At 74.7% G+C, this 17,273-nt stretch carries 15 protein-coding genes; 4 read left to right on the forward strand and 11 right to left on the reverse strand.

The genetic code is table 11. The features are described from left to right. Positions 1–317: 317 nt before the first annotated feature. Positions 318–1,322, reverse strand: a complete 1,005-nt coding sequence (locus AB0398_RS31165) for a helix-turn-helix domain-containing protein (protein ID WP_366379013.1) — start codon at positions 1,320–1,322, stop codon at positions 318–320. 75 nt (positions 1,323–1,397) lie between these two features. On the opposite strand from AB0398_RS31165, the gene AB0398_RS31170 reads away from it, so the two are divergent. After that, positions 1,398–1,994, forward strand: coding sequence for a cysteine hydrolase family protein (locus AB0398_RS31170; protein ID WP_366379014.1), 597 nt, complete (start codon positions 1,398–1,400; stop codon positions 1,992–1,994). 18 nt (positions 1,995–2,012) lie between these two features. Here AB0398_RS31170 and proC read toward each other — a convergent pair whose 3' ends face one another. The 5 genes from proC to AB0398_RS31195 all read right to left on the reverse strand — a co-directional run bounded on the left by proC (position 2,013) and on the right by AB0398_RS31195 (position 5,543). After that, entirely contained in the window at positions 2,013–2,822 is an 810-nt protein-coding gene (proC, locus tag AB0398_RS31175; RefSeq protein WP_366379015.1) for a pyrroline-5-carboxylate reductase, read from the reverse strand. An 88-nt stretch (positions 2,823–2,910) separates the two neighbouring features. After that, entirely contained in the window at positions 2,911–3,648 is a 738-nt protein-coding gene (locus tag AB0398_RS31180) for an ABC transporter permease (RefSeq protein WP_366379016.1), read from the reverse strand. Further along, positions 3,645–4,526 carry an ABC transporter ATP-binding protein gene (locus AB0398_RS31185; RefSeq protein ID WP_366379067.1) on the reverse strand — a complete coding sequence of 294 codons (882 nt, stop codon included), beginning with the start codon at positions 4,524–4,526 and terminating at the stop codon, positions 3,645–3,647. Before AB0398_RS31185 ends, AB0398_RS31180 begins: the two co-directional genes overlap by 4 nt. A gap of 101 nt (positions 4,527–4,627) precedes the next feature. Continuing rightward, positions 4,628–5,080: a hypothetical protein gene (locus AB0398_RS31190; RefSeq protein ID WP_366379068.1), complete on the reverse strand. Its 453-nt coding sequence runs from the start codon at positions 5,078–5,080 to the stop codon at positions 4,628–4,630. Positions 5,081–5,216: 136 nt separating this feature from the next. Next, complete coding sequence (locus tag AB0398_RS31195; RefSeq protein WP_366379017.1) at positions 5,217–5,543, reverse strand: SH3 domain-containing protein; 327 nt, start codon at positions 5,541–5,543, stop codon at positions 5,217–5,219. Positions 5,544–5,709: 166 nt separating this feature from the next. Here AB0398_RS31195 and AB0398_RS31200 point away from each other — a divergent pair, with 166 nt between their 5' ends. After that, a complete protein-coding gene (locus AB0398_RS31200; RefSeq protein WP_366379018.1) occupies positions 5,710–7,983 on the forward strand; it encodes a protein kinase in 2,274 nt (757 codons plus the stop codon). Between the two features lie 84 nt (positions 7,984–8,067). Here the strand turns inward: AB0398_RS31200 and ilvD are convergent, their stop codons facing one another. The 4 genes from ilvD to AB0398_RS31220 all read right to left on the reverse strand — a co-directional run bounded on the left by ilvD (position 8,068) and on the right by AB0398_RS31220 (position 12,762). Beyond that, a complete protein-coding gene (gene ilvD / locus AB0398_RS31205; protein ID WP_366379019.1) occupies positions 8,068–9,921 on the reverse strand; it encodes a dihydroxy-acid dehydratase in 1,854 nt (617 codons plus the stop codon). A gap of 143 nt (positions 9,922–10,064) precedes the next feature. Next, entirely contained in the window at positions 10,065–10,793 is a 729-nt protein-coding gene (locus AB0398_RS31210) for a TetR family transcriptional regulator (protein ID WP_366379020.1), read from the reverse strand. A gap of 16 nt (positions 10,794–10,809) precedes the next feature. Beyond that, positions 10,810–11,643, reverse strand: coding sequence for a sugar phosphate isomerase/epimerase (locus tag AB0398_RS31215; protein WP_366379021.1), 834 nt, complete (start codon positions 11,641–11,643; stop codon positions 10,810–10,812). 186 nt (positions 11,644–11,829) lie between these two features. Next, on the reverse strand, positions 11,830–12,762 hold the full coding sequence (locus AB0398_RS31220) for a Ppx/GppA phosphatase family protein (RefSeq protein WP_366379022.1): 933 nt from the start codon (positions 12,760–12,762) through the stop codon (positions 11,830–11,832). 94 nt (positions 12,763–12,856) lie between these two features. Between AB0398_RS31220 and AB0398_RS31225 the strand changes: the two genes are divergently transcribed. After that, positions 12,857–13,663, forward strand: coding sequence for a hypothetical protein (locus AB0398_RS31225; protein ID WP_366379069.1), 807 nt, complete (start codon positions 12,857–12,859; stop codon positions 13,661–13,663). 1 nt (position 13,664) lies between these two features. Here the strand turns inward: AB0398_RS31225 and AB0398_RS31230 are convergent, their stop codons facing one another. Next, entirely contained in the window at positions 13,665–15,467 is a 1,803-nt protein-coding gene (locus AB0398_RS31230) for a hypothetical protein (RefSeq protein WP_366379023.1), read from the reverse strand. 186 nt (positions 15,468–15,653) lie between these two features. Here AB0398_RS31230 and radA point away from each other — a divergent pair, with 186 nt between their 5' ends. Then, positions 15,654–17,057, forward strand: coding sequence for a DNA repair protein RadA (gene radA / locus AB0398_RS31235; RefSeq protein WP_366379024.1), 1,404 nt, complete (start codon positions 15,654–15,656; stop codon positions 17,055–17,057). Positions 17,058–17,273: the final 216 nt, after the last annotated feature.

The raw sequence follows: 17,273 nt of genomic DNA on the forward strand, positions 1-17,273 counted from the left end.
GGGCCCTTCCGGCGGTTCCGACTCTATCAGATCCTTTCGGCGTCTGATTCCCGGTCAGCGGGAGTTGTCTTTCCGGCTGTTGGGCCGTTCCGACGAGTGAGACTTTAGCGGATTCCCCGCCTCCGACGCTAATCGGGGGCCTGCGCTCAAACCTTCGAACGCGGATTCCTCATTTCGCAAAAACGCGCGGAAAGCACGACGGCACGGCAAAGCGCTGTCGGCTTCTGAGGTTCTTGCGGAATGGCTGTCCGGGGCCGACCGGGGTCGGTGCTCACGTCGGACAACTCGGAGAACACTACGGATCCGGTCAGGGCGTGTCAACCCCGGTCCGGGGCCCGGTGGCGGAAGGCGTTCCGGTAGGCGCGGGGGCTGGTGGAGAGGTGGGAGGCGAAGTGCTGGCGCATGGTGACCTCGCTGCCGAAGCCGGCGCGGCGGGCCACCTCGGGGAGGGGGTGGTCGGTGAGCTCCAGGAGCTTCTGGGCCGCGGCGACGCGCTGGGTGATGAGCCAGTGCAGGGGGGTGGTGCCGGTGGTGGCCTGGAAGTGACGGGCGAAGGAGCGGGGGGACATGCCGGCGACGGCGGCCAGGCTCGCGACCGTGTGGGGTTCGGAGAGGTGGGCCAGGGCGTGGGCGCGTACGGCGGCGAGGGCGTCGGCGTCGCGGTCGGCGCGGGGCGTCGGGTGCTCGATGAACTGGGCCTGGGTGCCCATGCGGAAGGGGGCCGTGACCATGGAGCGGGCCACGGTCGCCGCCGCTTCGGCACCGTGGGCCGTACGGACGAGGTGGAGGCAGAGGTCGATGCCCGCCGCGGTGCCGGCCGAGGTCCAGATGCCGGAGTCCTCGACGAAGAGGGCGTCGGGTTCGACCCGTACCGCCGGGTGGCGGGTGGCGAGGGTCCGGGCCAGGTGCCAGTGGGTGACGGCCCGGCGGCCGTCGAGGAGTCCGGCGCGGGCCAGGACGAAGGCGCCCGCGCAGAGGGAGGCGACCGGGACGCCGGCGGAGTGGGCGCGGCGCAGGGCGTCGAGGACCGGGGACGGTACGTCGGCGTCCGGGTCCTCGATGCCGGGGACGATGACGAGGTCCGTGGGCGTGAGGTCGTCCAGCCAGGTCAGGGGGCGGTCCGGGGTGAGGGTGAGGCCGCCTCGGAGGGGGACGGGGGCGTGCGGGTCGGCGGCCGCCCGGTGGAGTGCGAACCGGGGGACGCCCCGGAGGGTGCGGTCGCTGTCCCAGACCTCGGTGATGACGGAGACGTCGAAGGCGCGGACCCCCGGGAAGACGAGGAGCGCGATGCGCTGGGGGCGGGTTTCCGGGGGCGGCACCATGGTTGGCAGTAAACCATCGGTCGGTGGCATGCGGCCCTCTGGGACCGGGGGGTCCGCAGCGGAAGGATCGTGACCATGGAGATCGCGGAGAACGCAGCGCTCGTCGTCGTCGACGTACAGAAGGGCTTCGAGGAGGAGTACTGGGGGAAGCGGAACAATCCGGATGCGGAGCGGAACATCGCCGTGCTGGTCGATCTGTGGCAGGAGACCGGGCGGCCGGTCGTCTTCGTGCGGCACGACTCGGTGGAGGGGTCGCGGTCGCCGCTGCGGGCGGGGCACGTGGGGAACGACTTCAAGGACTTCGTGGAGGAGCGGCGGGGGAAGGGCTCCGGGCCCGAGCTGCTCGTGGTGAAGTCCGTGAACTCGGCGTTCTACGGGGAGCCGTCCCTGGACGCGTGGCTGCGGGGGCGGGGCGTCGGGCAGATCGTGGTCGTCGGGATCCAGACGAACATGTGCAACGAGACGACGGCCCGGATGGGCGGGAACCTCGGGTACGACGTGGTGTTCCCGCTGGACGCGATGCACACCTTCGACCTGGAGGGGCCGTACGGCTGGACGGCGAGCGCCGATGAGTTGACGCGGGCGACGGCCGTCTCCCTGCACGGGGGCGGGTTCGCGGAGGTGGTGGCCACGGAGGACGTGGTGCGCGGGGCCTCCGCCGGGGCTCGGTGACCCCGGCGGCGCGGGCCGTCAGCCGTTGCCGGAGGCCAGTTCGCGGCTGCGGTCGCGGGCCGCTTCGAGGGCGGCGATGAGGGCGGCCCGTACGCCGTGGTTCTCCAGCTCGCGGATGGCGCTGATGGTGGTGCCGGCCGGGGAGGTGACGGCCTCGCGGAGCTTGACCGGGTGCTCGCCGCTGTCGCGGAGCATCACGGCGGCGCCGATGGCGGCCTGGACGATGAGGTCGTGGGCCTGGGCGCGGGGCAGGCCGAGGAGGATGCCAGCGTCGGTCATGGCCTCGACGAGGAAGTAGAAGTACGCGGGGCCGGAGCCGGAGAGGGCGGTGGCGGCGTCCTGCTGCGACTCGGGGACGCGGAGGGTCTTGCCGACGCCGCCGAAGATCCCCTCGGTGTGGGCGAGGTGGTCGGGGGTGGCGTGGCTGCCGGCCGAGATGACGGACATGCCCTCGTCCACGAGGACGGGGGTGTTCGGCATGACGCGGACGACGGGGGTGCCGGTGGTGAGGCGCTCCTCGATGAAGGAGGTGGGGATGCCGGCCGCCGCGCTGATGACGAGGCGGTCGGCGGCGACGTGCGGGGCGAGCTCGTCGAGGAGGCGGCCCATGTCCTGGGGCTTGACGGCCAGGATGAGGGTGTCGGCGCGCTTGGCGGCCTCGGCGTTGGTGACGGTCTCGACCCCGTAGCGGGTGCGGAGCTCCTCGGCGCGCTCGGCGCGGCGGGCGGTGACCAGGAGGTCCGCGGGGCGCCAGCCGGCGCGGATCATGCCGCTGAGGAGCGCTTCACCGATCTTGCCGGTGCCGAGGACTGCGACGGTCTGGGTCATGGCTCTGTTCACCTCGCCGGAGGGGGGTACGTCGTGCGGTCATCCTCGCACCGGGGGCGCGGTGGTGCGGCGGGTGTCCGAGGGGCGGTCAGGCCGTGCGGCGGCGGAGGGTGGCGGCGCCGAGGGCGAGGACGAGGAGGGCGCTGCCGGCGACGACGAGCACGTCGCGGACGAAGTCGCCGGTGACCTCAGGGTGGCGGAGGACCTCGTTCATGCCGTCGACGGCGTACGACATGGGCAGGACGTTCGAGACGGCTTCGAGGGCGGGGGCCATGCGGTCGCGCGGGGTGAACAGGCCGCAGAGGAGGAGCTGCGGGAAGATCACGGCCGGCATGAACTGGACGGCCTGGAACTCGGACGCGGCGAAGGCGGAGACGAAGAGGCCGAGGGCGGTGCCGAGGAGGGCGTCGAGGAGGGCCACCAGGAGCAGGAGCCAGGGGGAGCCGACGACGTCGAGGCCGAGGAACCGGAGTGCGAGGCCGGTGGCCAGGGCGGACTGGACGACGGCGAGGAGTCCGAAGGCGAGGGCGTAGCCGGCGATGAGGTCGGCCTTGCCGAGGGGCAGGGCGAGCAGGCGTTCCAGGGTGCCGGAGGTGCGTTCGCGCAGGGTGGCGATGGAGGTCACCAGGAACATCGTGATGAGCGGGAAGATGCCGAGCAGCGAGGCGCCGATGGTGTCGAAGGTGCCGGGGCTGCCGTCGAAGACGTACCGGAGCAGGAAGAGCATCGCGCACGGCACGAGGAGCATGAGCGCGATCGAGCGCGGGTCGTGGCGCAGCTGGCGCAGGACGCGGGCGGCGGTGGCGAGGGTGCGGGCGCTGCTCATGGCCGGGGCTCCTGGTTCTGGTTCTCGTTCTGCTCCTGCTGCTCCTGCTGCTCCTGGTCCTGTTTCCGGTGGGCGTTTCCGGGGTGGTGCTCGTCGCGGGCCGCGGCCGCGTCGACGAGGTGGAGGAAGGCCTCTTCGACGGTGGGGGTGTCGTTGCGGCGGCGGAGGGCCTCGGGGGTGTCCTCGGCGAGGATCTCGCCCTCGCGCATCAGGAGGAGCCGGTGGCAGCGCTCGGCCTCGTCCATGACGTGGGAGGAGACGAGGAGCGTGGTGCCGCGGTCGGCGGCGATGCGGTGGAAGAGGTCCCACAGGTCGCGGCGGAGGACGGGGTCGAGGCCGACGGTGGGTTCGTCGAGGACGAGGAGTTCGGGGGTGCCGAGGAGGGCGACGGCGAGGGAGACCCGGCTGCGCTGGCCGCCGGAGAGCCGGCCGGCGAGGGCGTCGGCGCGGGAGGTGAGGTCGACGTCGGCGACGGCCCGGTCGACGGCGGCGCGGCGCTCGTGGCGGCGGGCGCGGCCGGGGAGGAGGACGGCGGCGAAGTGGTCGAGGTTCTGGCGGACGGTGAGGTCGTCGTAGACGGAGGGGGCCTGGGTGACGTAGCCGATGCGGGAGCGGAGGGCGGGGTCGCCGGCGGGGCGGCCGAGGACGGTGAGGGTGCCGCCGACCTTGGCCTGGGTGCCGACGATCGCGCGCATGAGGGTGGTCTTGCCGCAGCCGGAGGGGCCGAGGAGTCCGGTGATGCGGCCGGCCGGGAGGGCGAAGTCGAGGCCGCGCAGGACGGTGCGGTCGCCGCGGACGGCGGTGAGGGCGCGGGCGGTGATCGCCGCGGGGGCGGCGGTGCCGCCTCGGTCCCCGTTCCCGTCCGCCGAGTAATTCATCATGTGATGAATAGTGCGCCTGGGGGTGCCGACCGTCAAGCCTCCGGAAGGTGTGGGGGTGCTCGCCGCGCCCGGGCTGCTCGCCTTGCTCGGGCTGCTTGTTACTTGCCGCGCTTGGGCTTCTTGCGGGCGGCCGGGTTGCCCGTACGGGAGCCTCGGCGCTTCTCGTAGCGGGCGAGGGCCGTCTCGTACTCGGCGCGGCGCAGCTTCTCGCCGGGCGCCTCGGTCAGGCAGCGGGCGGCGTACGCGAGGAGCGAGCCGATGAAGCCGATCGCCTTGAGGCTGCGCAGGGAGTCCTCGCGGCCCGGGTCGTCCGGGCGGCGCTGGAAGCCCTCCCAGGTCTTGCGGCAGGCGATGGCGCTGCAGACCGCGAACATGACGATCACCAGGCCGTTGACCAGGCCGCCGGTCTCCGCGATCTGGAGGCCCTGGAAGGCGAAGCGCAGCACGAAGCAGGCCGCGACGGCGGCGGCGAGCGAGCCGACGGCCAGGCCGGCGCGGCGCAGCGCGTAGTGGCCGGTGTGGTCGACCCAGGTCGTGCCGAAGAAACGGATCTCCTCGGGGCGGGGGCCGCCGACGGTGCCGTCGGCCCTGCCCGCGGTCCTGCCGTCCGCCGTGCCGCCTGCCGTACGCGGGGTCTGCTCGTCGTCGCTCACGAGGTCGATTATCCCCGGGCGACGACGGAGCGGGTCAGGCGCAGCGCGGTGCCACGAAGCCGTCGCTGCCCGTGCGCACGTAGGAGTCGGAGACGTACTCCCCCGGTCCGATGCTGTCCCAGACCCGGGTGGTGCCGTACGGGCCGGTGACCGACTCGCCGTACTTCTGGCAGGAGATCGCCACCGTGGCGCCCAGGGGCAGGGAGCGGACGATCGGGTACTGGGTGCTCGGGCCCGAGCGCACGTTGAGGCGGTGGCCCGGGGCGACCGGGTAGCGGGTGGCGTTCGCCGCCGTCACCGCCACCGCCGCCCGGCCCTCCGCCGCGGTGCCGTTCGCGTCCGGCGTCTCCGTCGTGTTCATGGTGTCCATCGTGTTTCCCCCCTTGGCGCACAAGCGCTCCGCCGAGATTCACTCTCCGCGACGCGCAGGCTAGCAAGCCCCACCGACATCGGAGGTGCCATCGACTAGGCTCCGTCGGGTCGCGCACGCGAGCGCGAGGTGACGGGGAATCACACGGGGGTGGGCGATGCCACCGTTGCGCGGTACCGGTGCCGACCGGGAGGCGGAGGGGCCCGAGTACGCGGGCGACTACCGCCTCCAGGCATGTCTGGGCGCGGGCGGGATGGGCGTCGTGCACCTCGCCTCCTCGGCCTCCGGGCTGCGGCTCGCGGTCAAGGTCGTGCACGCGCGGTACGCGGAGGATCCCGAGTTCAGGGCGCGTTTCCGCCAGGAGGTCGCGGCCGCCCGCCGGGTCAGCGGGGCCTTCACCGCCCCGGTCGTCGACGCCGACCCCGACGCCGTGCGCCCGTGGATGGCGACCCTCTACGTCCCCGGTCCCACCCTCGCCGACCAGGTGAAGCGGAACGGCCCGCTGTCCCCCGCCGAGCTGCGCCGGCTCACCGCCGGGCTCGCGGAGGCGCTGCGGGACATCCACCGCGCCGGGGTCGTGCACCGGGACCTCAAGCCCAGCAACGTCCTGCTGACCGACACCGGGCCCAAGGTCATCGACTTCGGCATCTCCCGGCCCGTCGACAGCGACCTGCGCACCGAGACGGGCAAGCTCATCGGCTCGCCGCCGTTCATGGCGCCCGAGCAGTTCCAGCGGCCGCGCGAGGTCGGGCCCGCGGCGGACGTCTTCGCGCTCGGCTCGGTCCTGGTGCACGCGGCGACCGGGCACGGCCCGTTCGACTCCGACAGCCCGTACGTCGTGGCGTACCAGGTCGTCCACGACGAGCCCGATCTGACGGGCGTCCCCGACGAGCTGGCGCCGCTCGTGGCGCGCTGCCTCGCCAAGGAGCCCGGGGAGCGGCCGACCCCGGGCCAGATCATGCGGGCGCTGCAGCCGCCCTCGTACGCGGCGGAGGCGTTCATACCGGCCCAGCGGCGGCGGCCCGCGCTGCCGGGCGGCGGGGACGACGGCTCGGGCGGTGCGGGCGGTGCCGGTGGCGGGTACGGCGGTGACGAGCCGGGCCACGCGCCCGCGTGGGACGCGGACACGCCGGTACGGGCTCCCGCTCCGGCCCCGGCCCGCCGGCGTCCCCGGGCCGGTGGCCGGATCGGCGGGCGGATCCGGCCGCGTCCGACGATCGCCGTCGTCGCCGCGCTCGCGCTCGCCGGGGCCGGTCTGTACGCGGCCCTCGGCTCCGCGCCGGGCGGCGGTCCCGAGACCGTGCCGCCGCGTCCGGACAAGGTGGCCACCGCCTTCGCGGGCTGGCGCACCGAGCTCCAGAAGCGGGGCCCGGAGGCGGCCCCCGCCTGCACCGCCGGCGGGGACGCGCTGTACTGCGCGGCCCGCGGCGTCGGTCTGGCCCGGCTCGATCCCGTGACAGGGAAGGTCCTGTGGTCGCGGGCCGGGACCGTCGAGGAGGAGGCGCCACGCGCGCCCGTGCTCCTTGGAGACGGCGGGAACGGTGGAAGCGGTGCTGCCGGCGCACCGGTCGGGGCCGCCGCGCCGACCGGTCCGCTGGGGGCGTACGCGGGCGGGGACGGCGCGCCGCTCTGGACCGCCCGCTCGGGCCTCCCCGAGGTCTACCGGCCGGCCGGTTCCGCCGTCGTCCTGACGGACGGGGTCGGCGGGGTCCGGGCGGTCGACGCGCTCGGCGGGAAGGAGCTGTGGCGGCGCGGCCTGTCCGGCTTCGAGGCGCCGCGCACGGGACCGTACGACGCCTCCTCCGGTCTGCTCGTGGTCTCCGAGATCTCGGCCGACGGGACGCACACGCGCGTGGGCGCGGTCGAGCCCCGGACCGGCCGGGTGGTCCGGCAGCGGAACCTGACGGGCGACCTCGAACCGCTGGGGCACGCCGGGGACGGGTCGCTGGTCCTCGCCTCCCGGTACGAGGGCGCCCTGACGGACTCGCTCGTCCTGCTCGGCCCCGGCGGCGGGAAGGCCGGTCCCGTGCGCGAGCTGGCCCTGCCGCACCGGTTCGACCTCCGGGGCGCCGTCGTGCGCGGCACCGTCGTGTACCTGCTCGACGTGGACGGACACGTGACCGCCTTCGACACCGCCGCGGAGAAGGGGCGGGTGCTGTGGGACCTGGAGACGGCCGCGAAGAACGTCTCCGAGCCGGTCCTCGGCCCCGGCGGCCGGCTCTACTTCTCCGTCCAGGACGGGCGGCTGCTCGCCGTCGACACCGCGCGCGGGGCGCTCGCGGGACAGACCCGGCCGCGCCTGGCGAACGGACGGCTCAGCGGGTACGTGTCCCTGGTGCCCGCGCCGGTGGCCGCCGGGGACCGGGTGTTCGGGACGGCTCCGGACGGTTCGGTCTTCGCGGTGGACGCGCGCGACCCGGCGTCCTGGTGAGCGCCCGGTAGGCCCTCGTACGCGCACGCGTGAGGGGGCCCGGGGCTTCGAAAGCCCCGGGCCCCCTCACGTACGTCTCCGGGCTCAGCCCAGCTTCGTCACGTCCCGGACCGCGCCCTTGTCGGCGCTCGTCGCCATCGCCGCGTACGCCCGCAGCGCCGCCGAGACCTTGCGCTCGCGGTTCTTCGGCGCGTACACCCCGCCGAGGGCCTCGCGGCGGGCGGCGAGGACGTCCTCGCCGACGAGGAGGTCGATCGAGCGGTTCGGGATGTCGATGCGGATGCGGTCGCCGTCCTCGACGAGGGCGATGACGCCGCCCGAGGCCGCCTCCGGGGAGGCGTGGCCGATGGAGAGGCCCGAGGTGCCGCCGGAGAAGCGCCCGTCGGTGACCAGGGCGCAGGTTTTGCCCAAGCCCCGGCCCTTGAGGAAGGAGGTCGGGTAGAGCATCTCCTGCATGCCGGGGCCGCCCTTGGGGCCCTCGTAGCGGATGACGACCACGTCGCCGTCCGTGACCTGCTTGTTGAGGATCTTCTCGACGGCCTCGTCCTGCGACTCGCAGACGACCGCCGGGCCCTCGAAGGTCCAGATGGACTCGTCGACGCCGGCCGTCTTCACGACGCAGCCGTCGGCGGCGAGGTTGCCGTGCAGGACCGCGAGGCCGCCGTCCTTGGAGTACGCGTGGGCCGCGTCGCGGATGCAGCCGTTCGCCGCGTCCGTGTCGAGGGCCTCCCAGCGCTCGGACTGGGAGAAGGCGGTCGCGGAGCGGACGCAGCCGGGGGCCGCGTGCCACAGCTCGACGGACTCCTCGGACGGGGAGCCGCCGCGCACGTCCCAGGTGTCCAGCCACTCCTTGATGGAGCGGGAGTGGACGGAGTGGACGTCCTCGTTGAGCAGGCCGGCGCGGTAGAGCTCGCCGAGGATGGCGGGGATGCCGCCGGCGCGGTGCACGTCCTCCATGTAGTACGTGCGGTCCTTGGCGACGTTCGGGGCGACCTTGGCCAGGCAGGGGACGCGGCGGGAGACCTCGTCCATGTCGGTCAGGCCGTAGTCGAGCTCGGCCTCCTGGGCGGCGGCGAGCAGGTGCAGGATCGTGTTGGTGGAGCCGCCCATGGCGATGTCGAGGGCCATGGCGTTCTCGAAGGCGGCGCGGGTCGCGATCGCGCGGGGCAGGACGGAGGCGTCGTCCTCGTCGTAGTACCGGCGGGTGATGTCGACGACGGTGCGGGCGGCGTTCTCGTACAGCGCCCTGCGGGCGGTGTGGGTGGCGAGGACCGAGCCGTTGCCGGGGAGGGAGAGGCCGATGGCCTCGGTCAGGCAGTTCATCGAGTTGGCGGTGAACATGCCGGAACAGGACCCGCAGGTCGGGCAGGCGTTCTCCTCGATGCGGAGGATGTCCTCGTCCGAGATCTTGGGGTTCACGGCGTCGGAGATCGCGTCGACCAGGTCGAGCGTGCGGACCGTGCCGTCGACGAGGGTGGCGCGGCCGGACTCCATGGGGCCGCCGGAGACGAAGACCGTCGGGATGTTCAGGCGCAGGGCGGCCATCAGCATGCCGGGGGTGATCTTGTCGCAGTTGGAGATGCAGATCAGGGCGTCGGCGCAGTGCGCCTCGACCATGTACTCCACGCTGTCCGCGATCAGGTCGCGGGAGGGCAGGCTGTAGAGCATGCCGCCGTGGCCCATCGCGATGCCGTCGTCGACGGCGATGGTGTTGAACTCGCGGGGGATGGCCCCGGCGGCCGTGATGGCCTCGGAGACGATCCGGCCGACCGGCTGGAGGTGGGTGTGGCCGGGGACGAACTCCGTGAAGGAGTTGGCAACCGCGATGATCGGCTTCCGGCCGATGTCCGCGCCGGGTACACCGGAGGCGCGCATAAGGGCGCGTGCGCCCGCCATGTTGCGGCCGTGGGTGACAGTGCGGGACCTCAGCTCGGGCATCGTCGCTCGCTCCTCGTGACGGGTGTGCTTGCTTTCGAGCGTACGCCGCCGGACCAAGATCTGGACAGCGCGTCCGCATGCCGGACGGGCTGTTCAGCTTTCGGTCAGGTGTCCGGCCGCTGCCCTCGGGGGGCCGGGCCCGGTCAGCTCTCGGTCAGGTAGCGCTGGAGGGACGGGGCCACCTGGGCGACGATCTCCTCCGGATCGGCGGAGGCCAGCGGCTCGACCCGGATCACGTACCGCAGGATCGCGATCCCGATCATGTGCGAGGCGGCCAGCTCGGCGCGGAACTTCGGGTCCGGCACGTCGAGCTCGGCGGCGATCCGCTCCAGGAGCCGCCGCAGCACGAAGGTGCGGAGGACCGCGGCCGCCGCCTCGTGGGTCAGGGCGGAGCGCACGATCGCGAGGAGCGGGGCGCGGCTGGCCGGGTTCTCCCAGACGCCGATGAAGAAGCGGGCGAGGCGCTCGCCGATGGCGTCGCGGGGGCCGGAGACGATCGCCGGGACGACGGTCGCGGGCTCGAAGGAGACCTCGACGGCGGCGGCGAAGACCTCGTCCTTCGACCCGAAGTAGTGGTGCACGAGGGCCGGGTCCACGCCGGCCGCGCGGGCGATGCCGCGCACCGAGGCCTTGTCGTAGCCGCGCTCGGCGAACTGATCGCGGGCCGCCTCCAGGATGCGGGCGCGCGCGCCCGGCCCGTTCTCCTCGGCGGCGCGGGAGGGGCGGCCGCGGCGGCGGGGGGCGGGCCCGGAGGGCGGGGCGGCCGGTCCGGTCGCGGAGTCCCGTCCGGCGGCGGGGGCAGGTTCGGCGGCGGGGGCCGGTTCGGCGGCCGGGTCCGGCTCCGTCACGGGGTCCTGCCCGGGCTCGGTCACGGGTGCTCCGGTTCCGTCACGGGCGCGGGGTCCGGGAGGGGCGGCCGGCGGCAGAGGCGAGGTGGAGCCGGGTGAAGGCGAGGGCCTCCGCGAGGTCGGCCTCGCGTTCGGCGGCCGACATCGCGCGGCGGGTGTTGACCTCGATGACGACGTGCCCGTCGAAGCCGGTGACCGCCAGCCGCTCCAGGAGCTCGGCGCAGGGCTGGGTGCCGCGCCCCGGGACCAGGTGCTCGTCCTTGGCGGACCCCCGGCCGTCGGCGAGGTGCACGTGGCCGAGCCGGTCGCCCATGCGGTCGATCATGGCGAGGGCGTCGGTGCGGGCGGTCGCGGTGTGCGAGAGGTCGACGGTGAAGTGCCGGTAGTCGTCCTTGGTGACGTCCCACTCGGGGGCGTACGCGAGCATCTCGCGGTCCTTGTACCGCCAGGGGTACATGTTCTCGACGGCGAACCGCACGTCGGTCTCGTCGGCCATCCGCCAGATGCCGCTCACGAAGTCCCTGGCGTACTGGCGCTGCCAGCGGAACGGCGGGTGCACGACGACCGTGGACGCGCCGAGCTTCTCGGCCGCCGCCCGGGCCCGCCGGAGCTTGGTCCACGGGTCGGTGGACCAGACGCGCTGGGTGATGAGGAGACAGGGGGCGTGGACGGCCAGGATCGGCACCCGGTGGTGGTCGGAGAGCCGGCGCAGGGCCTCGACGTCCTGGCTGACGGGGTCGGTCCACACCATGACCTCGACGCCGTCGTAGCCGAGGCGCGCGGCGATCTCGAAGGCCGTCGCCGTCGACTCCGGATAGACCGAGGCCGTCGACAGGGCGACCTTCGCATCCGGGACGCGCACCACTTCTGCCACGCAGAACAGGGTACGGGGCGGGCCGGGGGGCCGGAGGGTGGTTCCGGTCACGCCCGTTCCGGTGCCGGGACGCGGGGGCCGCGCCGGAGCCGTGGAGAGGCCCCGGACCGCCCCTTGTACGGGCCCCTCGGCCCCCGTACCTCTCCCTGCACGGGCCCCTCGGCTCCCCCGGCCCGATCCCCCCGCCTACTCCTCCGGCAGATGGTCCAGACGGCGCAGGATGACGCCCTCGCGCAGGGCCCAGGGGCAGATCTCCAGCTCCTCGACGCCGAGGAGGTCCATCGCGCCCTCCGCGACGAGCGCGCCCGCGAGGAGCTGGGCGGCGCGGCCCTCCGAGACGCCCGGCAGGGCCGCGCGCTCGACGACGGTCATCCCGGCGAGGCGCGGCACCCACTCCTCCAGGGACCTGCGGGTCAGGATCCGCTGGACGTGGAGGCCCTCGCTCGAACCGGGCGCCCCCGCGATCCTGGCCAGCTGCTTGAAGGTCTTGGAGGTGGCGACGACGTGGTCGGGGCGGCCGGAGCGGCTGAACTCGCCGACCGTACGGGCGATCTGCGCGCGCACGTGGCGGCGCAGGGCCTTCACGTCGGCGCCGTCGGCCGGGTCGCCCGGCAGCCAGCCGGCGGTCAGCCGGCCCGCGCCGAGTGGCAGGGAGACGGCCGTGTCGGGGTCCTCGTCGATGCCGTACGCGACTTCGAGGGAGCCGCCGCCGATGTCGAGGAGGAGCAGCTTGCCGGCGGACCAGCCGAACCAGCGGCGGGCGGCGAGGAAGGTGAGGCGGGCCTCCTCCTCTCCGGTGAGGACCTGGAGGTCGACGCCGGTCTCGTCCTTGACCCGGGCCAGGACGGCGTCGGCGTTGACGGCCTCGCGCACGGCGGAGGTCGCGAAGGGCAGCACCTCCTCGCAGCCCTTGTCCTCGGCGGCGTGGAGCGCGTCCCGGACGGTCGCGACGAGCCGCTCGACGCCGTCGGGGGCGATCGCGCCCCGCGCGTCGAGGAGTTCGGCGAGGCGCAGCTCCGCCTTGTGGGAGTGGGCGGGCTGGGGGCGGGCGCCGGGGTGCGCGTCCACCACCAGGAGGTGCACCGTGTTCGAACCGACGTCGAGGACTCCGAGTCTCATGGGCGGAACGCTACTGCGCGCGCCGCATACGCTTGACAGCGTGCCAAAGACGAAAAAGGCGAAGCAGGACAAAGACAGCGCCCCTGCCGCGGACGTGAGGGACGCCAAGGCGGTCAAGGGCGCCGGGAAGCGGGGCAAGGAGGTGGTGCCGGACGAGAAGGGCCTGGACTTCGCGCGCGCGTGGGTCGAGTTTCCCGATCCGGCCGACGAGGAGCAGGTCTTCCGCTGCGACCTGACCTGGCTGACCTCGCGCTGGACGTGCGTCTTCGGCAGCGGCTGCCAGGGCATCCAGGCGGGCCGGGCCGACGACGGCTGCTGCACGCTGGGCGCGCACTTCTCCGACGAGGACGACGAGAAGCGGGTCGCGGAGCACGTGGCCCGGCTCACACCGGAGCTGTGGCAGTTCCACGACGTCGGTACGGAGACGGGCTGGACGCAGCTCGACGAGGACGGCGACCGGCAGACCCGCCGCTGGGAGGGCTCCTGCATCTTCCAGAACCGTCCCGGGTTCGCGGGCGGCATGGGCTGCTCGCTGCACATCCTGGCCCTGAAGGAGGGCCGGGAGCCGCTGGAGACCAAGCCGGACGTGTGCTGGCAGCTGCCGGTGCGCCGGACGTACGACTGGATCGAACGGCCCGACGACACCCGGGTCCTCCAGGTGTCGATCGGGGAGTACGACCGCCGGGGCTGGGGCCCGGGCGGGCACGACCTGCACTGGTGGTGCACCTCGGCCACCTCGGCGCACGGCGCCGGGGAGCCGGTCTACGTCACGTACCGGCCCGAGCTCACCGAGATGATGGGCGAGGAGGCGTACGGGGTGCTGGCCGGGCTGTGCGAGGCGCGGCTCGCCTCGCAGCTGCCGCTGGTGGCCCCGCACCCGGCGGACCCGCCGGTCCGGTAGCTCAGGAGGACGGGGGCGGTTCCTCCGTCGCCGGCGGGGTCGTGCCCGGTTCCGTGGTCGGCGGCGGGGGCTCCTCCGTCGTCGGCGGCGGAGTGGTCGGCGGTTCCGTCGTGGGCGGCGGGGTCGCGGGCGGCTCCTCCGTGGGCGGCTCCTCCGTGGGCGGCGGCGGAGTGGTCGGCGGCTCGGTCGTCGGCGGCGGGGCCGTGGGCGGGGTGGTCGGGTCCGTCGTGGCCGGCGGGGGCGGCACCGGCTTCGGCGGCCGGGGGACGTCCGGGTCCGGGTGGAAGACGCCCCCCGGTCCGGTCCGGTTGATCCCGGCGATGCGCACCACCGCCCCGGAGGGGTCGACCCCGACCCGGGCGCTCCACACGCCCGCGGGTTCGCGCCCGTGGTCGACGTGGACGGCGATCGTGACCTGCTCGCCGGGGCGGAGCGTGCCGGAGGCCCGGCTCACGTAGATCCAGGGCGCGTCCGTCCACAGCGCCCACTCGACGGGCGAGCCGCCGGCGGCGGTGAGGGTCAGGAGGGTCAGCTCGCCCTGGCCGCGCGCGGTGACAGTGATCCAGCCGGGGGCGGGCTCGCCGGGCTTCGGGGGCGCCCCGGAGCCGACGGGGCCGCCGGGGCTGACCACCTCGACGGAGACGTCGGGCGCGCGGTCGCTCCGGGGGGAGCGGGGCTCGGGGGTGGCGCGGGCGCTGCCCGCGTTCTCGTACCGGTCGTAGGGGCGCCCGTCCGCGTCCGCCCCGTCGTCCGTCTCGCGCGCGCTGACCCGGCCCCCGTCGTGGGCGGTCGTGTCGGTGGTGCCCCGGTAGGAGGTCCACAGGGCGAGGACGGGGGCGGCGACGACGGCCGCGACGACGGTGGTGGTCACCGCGCGGGCCCGCATCCGGTCGCGGCGGGCCGTGTGGTCCTTCGGGTCCACGGGGAAGCCGGTGGGCGCGAAGCGCGGGGCCCCGGCACGCGCGCGGGGCACGTGCAGCATCGCCATGTACGCGGCGGCCCGGGGCGCCTCGACGAGCGGCAGCCGGTCCGGGGGGAGGGTTCCGGCGCCGGGCCAGGGGCCGCCGGCGCCCACGCGCTCGGCGGCGCGGCGGCAGCGGGGGCAGTCGTCGACGTGCCGGACGAGTTCGGCGCGCAGGGCCGTCGAGAGGAGCACCCGGTGATCGCCGGCGAGCCGGGCGACGGTGGGGCAGCTCCCGGTCTCGACGACGGCGAGGGCGGCGCGGGTGCGCTCGACCTCGCAGCCGGCGGTGGCGAGGAGTTCGCGGGCGGCGAGCGGGTCGAGGGAGAGGACGGCGGCGACCTGGCGGTGGTTGAGGCCGTGCCGGACGGCGAGCTCCAGGGCCTCGCGCTGCTCGGGCGTGGTGCCGGCCGCCTCGGGCCAGGCGAGGAGGGCGAGTTCGGCGCGGTGCCGCTCGGCGGTCCCGGCGGAGACCCGGGGCGGCTCGGGCGGGGTGACGGCGGGGCGGCCGGTGTGGGCGCCCCGGCGCTTGCGGCGCTGCTCGCCGAGGCTGCGCAGACAGGCCCAGCGGGCGAGGGCGTACAGCCAGGCCGTGCGCCCATCCTCGTCGGAGGGGCAGCGCCCCCGGTGGCGCTCGGCCGCGGCGAGGACGTCGCCGAGGACGGCGGTGGCCGTGTCGTGGTCGCAGAGCACGGAGAGGCAGTACGTGAAGAGGCCGTCGAGGGCGGCCTCGTAGCGGGCGGGGGGCCGGCGGCCGAGCGTGCGCGGTCCCTGGTCCGTGGCGCGGTGCGCCCGGTGTGCGCCGGTGGTGCGTGCGGGGGTTTCCAGCCTGCTGCTCGTCACTGGGCGACCGTAGGCAGGAGCGGGGGCATTCTTCGTACCGGTCGCCCGGTTGTCATCCCTAAGGGTGAAGCTATCGCTCGAAAGAGGACGGGAACCCGGCGCCCGGTGGACGCGCCGTGCGGGGTCCGGGGGTCCCGGTCGCGGGGCCGGGGCCCGTTGTCGGTGGCGGCGGCTACGGTGGGGCGCATGGCTGCCCGTACGAAATCCGCCAAGGATCGACCGTCCTACCGCTGCACCGAGTGCGGCTGGCAGACGGCCAAGTGGCTCGGCCGCTGTCCCGAGTGCCAGGCCTGGGGGACGGTGGAGGAGTACGGCGCGCCCGCCGTCCGGACGACCGCCGCGGGCCGGGTCTCCACCGCCGCCCTGCCCATCGGCCAGGTCGACGGCCGGCAGGCGACCGCCCGCTCGACCGGCGTCGACGAGCTGGACCGGGTGCTCGGCGGGGGGCTCGTGCCCGGTGCCGTGGTGCTGCTCGCGGGCGAGCCGGGCGTCGGCAAGTCGACGCTGCTGCTCGACGTGGCGGCGAAGGCGGCGAGCGACGAGCACCGCACGCTGTACGTCACGGGCGAGGAGTCCGCGAGCCAGGTCCGGCTGCGCGCCGACCGGATCGGCGCGATCGACGACCACCTGTACCTGGCTGCGGAGACCGATCTGTCGGCGGTCCTCGGGCACCTCGACGCGGTGAAGCCCTCGCTGCTGATCCTGGACTCGGTGCAGACGATCGCCTCGCCCGAGATCGACGGCGCGCCCGGCGGCATGGCGCAGGTCCGCGAGGTCGCGGGCGCGCTGATCCGGGCCTCCAAGGAGCGCGGGATGTCCACGCTCCTGGTCGGCCACGTCACCAAGGACGGGGCCATCGCGGGCCCCCGGCTCCTGGAGCACCTGGTCGACGTGGTGCTGAGCTTCGAGGGCGACCGGCACGCGCGCCTGCGGCTCGTCCGGGGCGTGAAGAACCGGTACGGGGCGACCGACGAGGTCGGCTGCTTCGAGCTGCACGACGAGGGGATCACGGGTCTCGCCGACCCGTCCGGGCTCTTCCTGACCCGGCGCGACGTGGCCGTGCCCGGCACGTGTCTGACGGTCACCCTGGAGGGCCGCCGGCCGCTCGTGGCCGAGGTCCAGTCGCTGACGGTGGACTCCCAGATCCCCTCCCCGCGCCGGACCGTCTCCGGTCTGGAGACCTCCCGGGTGTCGATGATGCTGGCAGTCCTGGAGCAGCGCGGCCGGATCAGCGCGCTCGGCAAGCGGGACATCTACAGCGCGACCGTGGGCGGCGTGAAGCTCTCCGAGCCGGCCGCCGACCTGGCGATCGCGCTCGCGCTGGCCTCCGCGGCGAGCGACACCCCGCTGCCGAAGAACCTGGTGGCGATCGGCGAGGTCGGGCTCGCGGGCGAGGTCAGGCGGGTGACGGGCGTGCAGCGCCGCCTCGCGGAGGCGCACCGCCTCGGCTTCACGCACGCGCTGGTCCCGACGGACCCGGGGAGGGTCCCGCCGGGCATGCGGGTGACGGAGGTCGCGGACATGGGCGACGCGCTGCGGGTGCTGCCGCGCGGACGACGCGCGAAGGCGCCGGAGGGCGCGGAGGGGTAAGTGGGAGCCCGCGCCCGGGGGCGAAGGGGAACACGGGGCCGCACCCGGGGGCGAAAGGGGAAGCGCGGAGGGAGCGCCCGCCCGGACCGGGCCCCGCGCCCGGGGGCGGGCTCCGGGTCCCGGGGGCGGTGGGTGGGTCCCGGAGGCGGTGGGCGGCTTTCGAAGAGGGTCCGGTAAGGGCTCGGCAAAGCTTCCGGCAAGGGCCGAGCACGGCGT

The sequence above is a fragment of the Streptomyces sp. NPDC086147 genome (assembly GCF_040702165.1).
Lineage (GTDB): Bacteria > Actinomycetota > Actinomycetes > Streptomycetales > Streptomycetaceae > Streptomyces.